11 protein-coding genes are annotated in these 9,271 nt (G+C 64.0%); 6 read left to right on the top strand and 5 right to left on the bottom strand.

Going from position 1 to position 9,271, the window contains the following annotated elements; genetic code table 11:
• The coding region (locus A3A9_RS0130680) for an IS481 family transposase (protein WP_027062050.1) at nt 1–291 on the top strand (291 nt) is incomplete at its 5' end.
• Nucleotides 292–401: 110 nt separating this feature from the next.
• Here the strand turns inward: A3A9_RS0130680 and A3A9_RS39825 are convergent.
• Together A3A9_RS39825 and A3A9_RS0130670 are read right to left on the bottom strand one after the other, a co-directional pair.
• On the bottom strand, nt 402–1,343 hold the full coding sequence (locus tag A3A9_RS39825) for an alpha/beta hydrolase (protein ID WP_033838887.1): 942 nt from the start codon (nt 1,341–1,343) through the stop codon (nt 402–404).
• 98 nt (nt 1,344–1,441) lie between these two features.
• Nucleotides 1,442–2,029 (bottom strand): dihydrofolate reductase family protein, encoded by a 588-nt coding sequence (locus tag A3A9_RS0130670; RefSeq protein ID WP_027062049.1) that lies wholly within the window; start codon nt 2,027–2,029, stop codon nt 1,442–1,444.
• Between the two features lie 109 nt (nt 2,030–2,138).
• Between A3A9_RS0130670 and A3A9_RS39820 the strand changes: the two genes are divergently transcribed.
• Nucleotides 2,139–2,573 (top strand): winged helix-turn-helix transcriptional regulator, encoded by a 435-nt coding sequence (locus A3A9_RS39820; RefSeq protein WP_033838886.1) that lies wholly within the window; start codon nt 2,139–2,141, stop codon nt 2,571–2,573.
• Nucleotides 2,574–2,636: 63 nt separating this feature from the next.
• A complete protein-coding gene (gene dinB / locus A3A9_RS0130660; protein ID WP_027062048.1) occupies nt 2,637–3,884 on the top strand; it encodes a DNA polymerase IV in 1,248 nt (415 codons plus the stop codon).
• A gap of 153 nt (nt 3,885–4,037) precedes the next feature.
• Here dinB and A3A9_RS0130655 read toward each other — a convergent pair whose 3' ends face one another.
• A complete protein-coding gene (locus tag A3A9_RS0130655) occupies nt 4,038–4,355 on the bottom strand; it encodes a hypothetical protein (RefSeq protein WP_027062047.1) in 318 nt (105 codons plus the stop codon).
• Between the two features lie 228 nt (nt 4,356–4,583).
• Here A3A9_RS0130655 and rsgA point away from each other — a divergent pair, with 228 nt between their 5' ends.
• Nucleotides 4,584–5,615, top strand: coding sequence for a ribosome small subunit-dependent GTPase A (rsgA, locus tag A3A9_RS0130650; RefSeq protein ID WP_027062046.1), 1,032 nt, complete (start codon nt 4,584–4,586; stop codon nt 5,613–5,615).
• A 164-nt stretch (nt 5,616–5,779) separates the two neighbouring features.
• Here rsgA and A3A9_RS0130645 read toward each other — a convergent pair whose 3' ends face one another.
• Nucleotides 5,780–6,310, bottom strand: coding sequence for a sterol desaturase family protein (locus A3A9_RS0130645; RefSeq protein ID WP_027062045.1), 531 nt, complete (start codon nt 6,308–6,310; stop codon nt 5,780–5,782).
• 190 nt (nt 6,311–6,500) lie between these two features.
• Between A3A9_RS0130645 and A3A9_RS0130640 the strand changes: the two genes are divergently transcribed.
• On the top strand, nt 6,501–6,971 hold the full coding sequence (locus tag A3A9_RS0130640; protein WP_027062044.1) for an NUDIX domain-containing protein: 471 nt from the start codon (nt 6,501–6,503) through the stop codon (nt 6,969–6,971).
• A gap of 27 nt (nt 6,972–6,998) precedes the next feature.
• Here A3A9_RS0130640 and A3A9_RS0130635 read toward each other — a convergent pair whose 3' ends face one another.
• On the bottom strand, nt 6,999–8,186 hold the full coding sequence (locus A3A9_RS0130635) for a Gfo/Idh/MocA family protein (RefSeq protein ID WP_027062043.1): 1,188 nt from the start codon (nt 8,184–8,186) through the stop codon (nt 6,999–7,001).
• Between the two features lie 113 nt (nt 8,187–8,299).
• Here A3A9_RS0130635 and A3A9_RS0130630 point away from each other — a divergent pair, with 113 nt between their 5' ends.
• On the top strand, nt 8,300–9,193 hold the full coding sequence (locus A3A9_RS0130630; protein WP_027062042.1) for a MurR/RpiR family transcriptional regulator: 894 nt from the start codon (nt 8,300–8,302) through the stop codon (nt 9,191–9,193).
• Nucleotides 9,194–9,271: the final 78 nt, after the last annotated feature.

Below are 9,271 nucleotides of genomic sequence, written 5' to 3'. Positions count from 1 at the left end.
TGCTACAGGTCGAAGGCCTTCGCCAGAGCCTGCCGCAAGCTCGGGCTCAAGCACGTGCGCACAAAGCCATATACGCCAAAAACCAACGGCAAGGCCGAACGCTTCATTCAGACCGCCCTGCGGGAGTGGGCTTATGCCGTCGCCTATCCGACCTCAGATAGCCGTGCAGCCGAGCTTCCAGTCTGGCTTCACAGATACAATTGGCATCGTCCGCACGGCAGCCTAAAGTCACTAACACCAATCAGCCGCCTCGGCTGGACCGAGGACAACCTGTTGAGGCTCCACAGCTAGAGCAGTTCGCCGTTTCCGTGAAACGGTGAACTGTTCAAGCGTCACCGCAGCATCGCGCAAGTGCTGCACATCCACAAGCACGAAGCTCGACCCGAAGAACCAGCGCAAGGTCAGGCCGCCCTGTTGTCGGCAATTTTGCCGCCGGCATCCGGCAGCCCCAGCTTCGGCCGCACCCAGGCGGCAAGGCGGCCGATCGCGTCGTCGGCTTCCGGCGCCCGGCCGGCCATCATCTGGAAGGAGTGCAGCATGCCGTCGAAGACGTCGAGCCGCGTCTCGACCCCAGCCTGTCTGGCGCGCTCGGCGAACATGCGGCTTTCGTCGACCAGCGTCTCGTCGCCGCCGGCCTGCAGGAAGACGGGCGGAAAGCCGCTCAAATCGGCATAGAGCGCGCTGACCTCCGGATCTAGCCGGTCGCGGTCGCCGATGAAGTTGGTCACCAGCCAGTCGACGGACTCCTTGGCGAAGGCCGGGTCCTTCTCGCGGTTGGTCTCGTAGCTGGCGCCGGTCAGCGCCATGTCGAACCAGCCGGAGATGATCAGCGTGGCGGCTGGCAGCTGCCGGCCCTGCGCGCGCAGCCGTTGCAGGACGCCATAGGTCAGCACCGCGCCGCAGGAATCGCCGGCAAGCGCGATCGCTTTGGCGTCAAAACCCTGGTCGATGAGCCAGTTCCACGCCGCCATCGCCGCCTCGGTCTGGGCCGGGTGCTTCGCCTGGTGCGCCAGCGGATAGTTATAGAGCAAGGCCCGGCAACCGACGGCCTTGGCCACATGGCCGACCAGCTTGCGGTGGGTGTAGATCGAGCCGCCGAAGAAGCCGCCGCCATGCGCATAAAACAGCACGCGCCGCTCGTCGGCGCCCTTCGGCACGATCCACAGCGCTCGAACACCACCGGCATCCACCTCGATATAGTCGACGCCGCCGGGTTCGCCGGTCAGCGTCGTCCAGCTGATATCGTTGAAGTCGGAGATCGCCTGCAGGCTGGTCATTTTGCCGGCATTGGCGGTGATCGCCGCGTAGTGGTTCCTGTTCGCCTCGCTCTCGATGCTCGCCATGACGTTCTCCCAGGGTTGCGGATCGCGGACTGCGACCTTCCAAAGCCAAGGACGAACGGGCCGAGAAAAAGGATACGTCAGACCAGGATTTTCTCTCCTCACCCCGCCGGCGCGTAACGGTTGACCACCATGCCGCAGGCATAGGCTTTCGAGCCCAGCAGCCACAGTTTGCCAAAACCACCCTGGTCGAAGATCCGGCGTCCCGCGCCCAGCACCGCCGGGTTGATGAACAGCTGGAATTCGTCGACCAGCCCGGCGGCGATCAGCGCCGAGGCAAAGCCGGCACCGCCGAAGACGACCATGTCAGCGCCCTCGCCCGCCTTCAGCGCGGCGACCTCGCGCGGCAGGTCGCCGCTGACCACCGTCGTTCGCTCCCATTGCGAGGTTTTCAGCCTGTCGCTTAGCACCACTTTCGTCGCGTCGACGATGCGCTGCGCGAAGGCATAGAACGGATCGCTCGGATATTTCTTCGCCGCATTGCCCCAATGGTTCTGATAGCCCTCCTGCGCCATCTTGCGGCTGAGCAGGATAGTGTCGATGCCGGCGAAGACGGCGTTGAAATCCCGCTTCAGTTCCTCGTCCCAGCCGATGTCGTCGCCCCACTCCCAGAGCTGCCAGGCATGGTCCTCACTAGCGCCGACAAAGCCGTCGACCGACATCTGCATCTGAAGGATCAACTTTTTCATGGGGTCTTCCTGGTTCTTTGGTCAGGGAAAATTGGTTTACTTTTGGAACTGTTGACGCAAGGCAAAAACGATGTCAATAGTAAAGTGACTTAAAAACGGAACCGTAGAGATGTCGACACGCGAAAGATCCGGCTGCCCGATCAGCCTGTCGCTGGAACTGCTCGGCGACCGCTGGACGCTGCTCATCATCCGCGACCTGGTCTTCGCCGGGAAAAAACATTTTCGCGAATTCCTGCAGTCCGACGAAGGCATCTCCTCGCGCACGCTGGCCGAGCGCCTGCAGACGCTGCGGGACGAAGGCATCCTCACCCGCAGCGACGATCCGAGCCACGGGCTGAAGGCGATCTACCGGCTGACCGAGGCCGGCATCGACCTGTTGCCGGTGCTGGCCACGCTCGGCGCCTGGGGCAGCAAGCACCGCAAGGCGGACGACAAGCTCGCGCGCATCGCCGACCAACTGGCCGCCGGCGGCGAGCCGGCGCTGGAACGGATGAAGGCCGCGCTGCGGGTGGAGCATATTGTTCAGGCAACTGCGCCTGCTTGACAATCTTCACCATTTGTTCTCTATTCGTTCCCATCTATCAGCAACTGCGACTGTGCGGTCGGGATGGAAACGACAGCCACCATCCTGCATGCCGATCTCGACGCCTTCTATGCCTCGGTCGAGCAGCTGCTCGACCCGTCGCTTCGCGGCAAACCGATCGCCGTCGGCGGCGGTGTGGTGCTGGCGGCCTCCTATGAAGCACGTGCCTTCGGCGTGCGCGGCGGCATGCCGGGGCGCAAGGCGCGCGAGCTTTGCCCGCAGCTGATCTTCGTCGGCGGCAACTTCAGCCACTACCAGCGGCTGGGCGACGCGGCGATCAAGGTGCTCGACGATTTCACGCCGGTGGTCGAGCGCATTTCCATCGATGAGGCCTTCGCCGATGTCGCCGGCTGCACGCATCTGTTCGGGTCACCGGAAGAGATCGCCACGACCATCCGCCGCCGCGTGCGGGCCGAACTCGGCCTGCCGATCTCGATCGGCGTTGCCCGCACCAAGCATCTGGCCAAGATCGCCTCGCAGGTCGCCAAGCCCGACGGGCTGGTGGTGGTCGAACCCGGCACCGAGCTTGCCTTCCTGCACGATCTGCCCGTCGGACTGATGTGGGGCGTCGGTCCTGCAACAACGGCAAGGCTGGCCGAAATCGGCATCGAGACCATCGGCCAGTTGGCCAGGACACCCAGTGGCGCGCTGACCCGTCTGCTTGGCCCGGCCGCCGGCGAAAAGCTGTCGGCGCTGTCGTGGAACCGCGACCCGCGCAAACTGGAGACCAAGCGCCGGGCGCATTCGGCCGGTGCGCAATCGGCGCTTGGCCAGAAACCCGCCGTGGCTGATGTCATCGTGCCGACGCTGCTGCATCTGGCCGACCGCGTCGCCAGCCGTCTGCGCGCCAAGGCGCGGCCAGGCCGCACGGTGACGGTGCGCGTTCGCTTTGCCGATCTCAGTGCCGTCACACGTTCCATCACGCTTGACCAGCCGATCTCGGCGACCACCATGCTGGCCGAAATCGCGCAAGACCTCGTGCGCGGCGTGCTTGGCGATAACCCGCATGAGAGAACCATCTCGCTGCTGGCTATCTCGGTGTCACATCTTGAGGAAAGTGCCGCGCTGCAGTTCGACCTGCCGCTTGGCCTCGCCGACGAGAAACACCGGCCCGGCAGCCAGAAAGGCCTCGCCCGCTTCGGCGCCGACCGCGCCATCGACAAGATCCGCGAACGCTTCGGCAAACAGGCGGTCGGCTACGGCACGGTGGCGCTGGAAGCGGCACGCTCGGTGCCCGACGAATTCAGGGAATTGGCGGAGAAGGAGTTGTAGGGCTGGTTCGTTCAATCCAAAACGGCATAGCCCAGTCCGGCGTGAAGGCGAAGCATGGAGATCAGGAGCCTAGATCGGCGTCGCGCGCTATGGCGTTGAGTTTAACCGAGGAGAGGCGAAGTCTCGCCAAAGAGCCGCATCCATGATGCGGCTTCACTCGCTCGGCAGGCTGCACCGGGCAACCACGGTCTGGATCTCTGGCGTTGACAACAGCAGGAACCATTCTGCCTCCGTGAAGAATGTGCCGGAGTTTCCCGTTTCGTGCGAAATCACAAAACACAGCCCTTTGACATGCGGGGCATTGCCCGGGATGGTCGCGCTGACGGTGTGATCCTCTTCCGATATCTGGCAATCCGTGCCGCCGCCAGCCTCAATCGCGCGGCACAACTTCTCCGCTGACGCCATGTCGTCGGCATAGGCCGATGAGAGAGAGCAAAGCACCAGCAAGCCGGCGATCGCAAGAAGCCGCATAATCAACCCCCATTCATGTAACCCCGCCTCGAGGGAACCACACATAACGCTTGGCTACAAGCAAACCGGCCATCCCTGCCGCATGCAGCCGCAAATGCTTGCCAAACCCCGCCGTGCCGCCCATACAGCGGCTTGGGCTGATCGCCTGTCCGTGCCGAGAGGCCTCACCTCACACTTATTGTCAGGGACATTGTCCATGTCTGCGACGCCACACCCTTGGTCAAAGCCATGACGGTCCTCGGCGCCCGATCATCCTCCCTCGCCAGCCTTGGCTGGTCGGATTTCTTCGGCGATCAGCTTGAGCCCGATGACGCGGGCCTGATCCCGACGCGCATTGCCATGGTGCATCGCGATCGCCTGAGTGGCCTGTCCCAGTCCGGCCAGATCGACCTGACATTGCCGCCGAATGCCAACACTGGTGACTACGCCGTCGGCGATTGGGTGCTGGTCGAGCCGCATGATCAGCTTGTGAAACGCCGCCTGACCCGAAAGACAGTGCTGGAACGCCGCACCCAGGGCGGCCGGGTGCCGCAGCTGGCCGCGGCCAATGTCGACACGCTGTTCATCGTCACCTCCTGCAATGCCGACTTCAACATCGCCCGGCTCGAGCGCTATCTGGCGCTGGCCAACGAAGCCGGCACGACACCGGTTATCCTGCTGACCAAGGCCGATACGGCTGAAGACGCCGAGACATACCAGAAGCAGGCTGCCGCACTGCAGCGCGGGCTGGCTGTGGTTATGCTGAACCCACGCATAGCCGATGCCGCGACAGCACTCGCCGCCTGGTGCGGCGTGGGGCAGACGGTGGCGCTGATCGGTTCCTCCGGCGTGGGCAAATCGACGCTGGTCAACACGCTGGCGGGGTCAGGCCAGCAATCGCCGCAACAGACCGGCGCTATTCGCGAACACGACGCCAAGGGGCGCCACACCACCACGGCACGCTCGCTGCATGCCGTTGCCGGCGGCGGCTGGGTAATCGACACGCCGGGCATGCGCACTTTGCAGGTCAGCGATGTCGGCTATGGCATCGACACGCTTTTTGCCGAGATCACCGAGCTTGCCCCGCTCTGCAAATTCCGCGACTGCACGCATGTGCACGAACCGGGCTGCGCGGTGCAGGCTGCCATCAAGGCCGGCACGCTCGATCCCGAACGCCTGGCCCGCTGGCGCAAACTGTCCGACGAAAACCAGCACAACACGCCGGTGGTGAGCGGGCCGCGCGGCGCCAAGTTTCCCGTCGGCCGCGGCAAGCGGCGCTGAACGACCGCAGCACGCCCTCACGGACTTGTTTCGAAATTCGCTCTGGCGAGCCATATAGTGGTGGTTTCGAGAACCGGAGCGCAGCGGACATTTGGGTCCGTGAGCACCGGAAGCGCAGAAAACGCCGCTAGATGGCCGCCGGAGTAGAATTTCCAAACAGTCCCTCAAAGCCGCGCCGTGCGGAAAACCCGGTCCCAGAATATCGACGTCACGCCGAAATTGGCGTCGTCGTCGATATGGTGGTGCACGGCGTGGCGGCGCTTGAGCGTGTAGAGATAGCTGGGATGGCTGGGGTGCCAGTGGTGGATCATGTGGTGGACGCTGACGTACCAGAGATATCCCAGCATCAGGCCGCAGCCAACCGCACTCGCGATCGCGAAATCCGAGATCAGCCAAACGGATACTGCGATCAGCGCATGCACGCCCAGGCTAAGCCAGGTCGGCGTGCCCACTGGGCTGCGCTCCTCGATATGGTGACGGTCGTGCAGATCCTTGATGTAGGGAACGTGGTGAAGGACGTAGCGGTGGAGCGCATATTCGATCAACGTCCACAGGCCGAGACAGACAAGCACGGTGCCGATCCAGCCCGGCGAACCCTCTTCGCCGGCTTCGATCAGCCCGGCTACCCCCAATATGGCAATCACCAGAGGATAGACCACGAAGTCGCTGTAGTAGCCGATCAGACTGAGTTGCATTCGGACGCCCCAACTGGCTTTCGACGCCGCCCCAAAACGATTCTATCAGAATGCCGAACTCTGCGGTGAGGTGCAATGCAGATGCATCAGACATAGCGTCGCAATTTTTTGGTGCAAGATCAGCGCTTGTTATCCCTGAAGAATCAGATGCGGTCGACTTCGCATCAAAGCCGCAGATGGACATGCAAAAATGGCAAAACGCAGTGCGGGCTTGCTGATTTATCGTCGAAGCGACAGGGAAATCAGGGTGCTTCTGGTTCATCCCGGCGGCCCGTTCTGGGCAAAGAAGGACGATGGCGCCTGGTCGATCCCGAAGGGCCTTGTCGAAGAAGGCGAGGACGAACTGGCGGCCGCGCAGCGCGAGACCGGGGAAGAACTCGGCGTCACGGTCCACGGCCCTTTCGCGCGCCTCGGCGACTACAAACAGCCGGGCGGCAAGATCGTCGTCGCCTGGTCGGTGGAAGCCAGAGCCGAGATCGATGTCGCCGCGATCAAGAGCAACACCTTCACCATGGAGTGGCCGCCACGCTCCGGGTCGATGAAGGAATTTCCGGAAGTCGACAGGGCCGGCTGGTTCACCTTGGCCGAGGCAGAGGCCAAGATCCTTGTGGGGCAACGGTCCATGCTGCGGGATTTGGCGGATGAGCTGGATATTAAGTGATCTCCCTCCTCGTGGGGGGAGATCGGCTCATCCCGCAAACCGCGCCGCCGTCCACGCCGCACCTGCGGCGTTCGACTCCACCGCCGCCGCGACAAACTTCACCCCCCGCGCGCCATCGACCACATCCGGCACCTGTGCCGCGCGTTCCGGATCGACCACGCCGCCGGACCGATGCGCGCGGATGATGTCGGCGGCGTCGCGGTAGAAATTGGCGAAGGCCTCGATGTAGCCTTCGGGATGCGCCGCCGGCATGCGCGACACGCGCTGGGCTTCCGCCGTCGAACCATGGCCGCCGCGCACCAGCGTGCGGGTTTCCTCGCCATAGGGCGAAAAGCGCAGTTCCTCCGGCCGGCCGCCCGACCATTCGAGGCCGGCCTTGTCGCCATAGAGGCGCACGGACAGATCGTTGTAGTGGCCGGGCGAGGTCTGGCTGGCCAGGATCGTGCCGCGCGCCCCGCCTGTCCAGCGCACCAGCACATGCGCATTGTCGTCGAGCCGCCGCCCAGGCACGGCGGTGAACAGGTCGGCCGACACCGCCTCGGCCTCGCGGCCCGAAATGTAGCTCGCCAGATTGAAGGCATGCACGCCGATATCGGCCAGCACCGCCGACTGCCCTGCCCTGGCCGGATCGGTGCGCCATTCCGCCTGCTTCTGGCCCTCGGCGTCGATCGGTTTGGTCAGCCAGTCCTGGATATAGGCGCCATGCACCGACACGATCCGCCCAAGCGCGCCCGCCGCCACCATTTCGCGCGCCTGCCGCACCATGGCGTAGCCGGTGTTGTTGAGGGTGACGACGAAGCGGCGCTTCTTCGCCTTGGCCAGCGCGACCAATGCTTGCGCATCGGCCAGCGTCGTCGACAGCGGCTTGTCGCAGATCACGTCGATGCCGGCCTTAAGGAAGGCGGTCGCGATCGGCGCATGGAGATGGTTGGGCGTGACGATGACCACCGCCTCGATGCCGTCCGGCCGCGCGGCTTCAGCCAGCGCCATCGCATGATAATCGGCATAGCTGCGTTCTGGTGCGATGCCGATCTCGGCGGCGGAAGCCGCGGCATTCTCCGGATCGGAGGACAGCGCGCCGGCGACCAGCGCGATCTGGTCGTCAAGGCGCATGGCGAGGCGATGCACGGCGCCGATGAAGGCATTGCGGCCGCCGCCAACCATGCCGACCCTCAGCCGCTTCCCCGCCGACCCGTCCGATGTTGCATAGACCATGTTTTCTCCTCTAACCATGCGCCGATGTCAGTGTCAGGACGCGGCTACCACTTTCGAACAAGATTTCCAAATTTCATATTGTAATACAATTGTGCCACGCTAGCCTGAGGCTCATGAGTGGGGCAAGCAAATCATCCGGACGATCCAGCGCCGACGAGGCGGCGACGCGCAAGCGCGGGCGCTCGCTGGCGGCGCTGGGCTATATCCAGCCGCGGACCTATGAGGAACTGCGCGCGGTGCTGTCATCCGGCACCGTGCATTTCCCCAAGCGGCTGCGCCAGGTCGCGATCTTCCTGTGGCAGCATCCGAGCGATGTCGCGCTCGGCACCATCGCGCAGGTGGCGGCACAGGCCGGCGTGCAACCCTCGACGCTGGTGCGCTTTGCGCAGATCTTCGGCTATTCCGGCTTTTCGGATTTCCAGGGCCTGTTCAAGGAGCACATCAAGGGATCGTGGCCGGACGGGCGCGGCGAGCCGCGCACCGAGGCCGAGCCCAACGCCGCCACGCATTTCCTGCATGGCATGGTCGGCGCCTCGCAGGCCTCGCTCGGCCGCATAGAGGCCGGCTTCGATGTCGAGAGCTTCGAGACGATGGTGGCACTGCTGGCGGACGCGGACCTGATCTATGTCATCGGCTCCAAGCGTGCCTTCCCCGTCACCGCCTACCTGTCGCTGACACTTTCGCAGCAGGGCGTGCGCAACGTGCTGGTCGACAATGTCGGCTCGTCCGCACTCGACCAGGTCGGCTGCATCGGCGCACGCGACACCGTGCTGGCGGTGTCCTTCAGCCCCTACAATTCGATCACGCCTGACCTCGTCGCCGTGGCGCATGAGCGCAAGGCCCGCATCGTCACCCTCACCGACAGCACGTTCAGCCCGCTGATCCCTTTGTCGGACAGCTGGCTGGAAGTGGTGGAATCGGACTTCGGCGGCTTCCGCTCGCTCGCCGCTTCGCTGGCGGTCGGCATGGCGCTGGTCCAAGGAGTCGCGGCAAAGCGCGGCGCATGAGGTGTTGCTGGCACAATTGACTATCGGGAATTGTCGTTCCATATTTCGAAAAATAGAAACTTTGTTCCGGGAGGAGGA

It is taken from the genome of Mesorhizobium loti CJ3sym, from assembly GCF_000472785.1.
GTDB lineage: Bacteria > Pseudomonadota > Alphaproteobacteria > Rhizobiales > Rhizobiaceae > Mesorhizobium > Mesorhizobium loti_E.
This window is presented reverse-complemented; position numbering and strand designations above follow the sequence as displayed.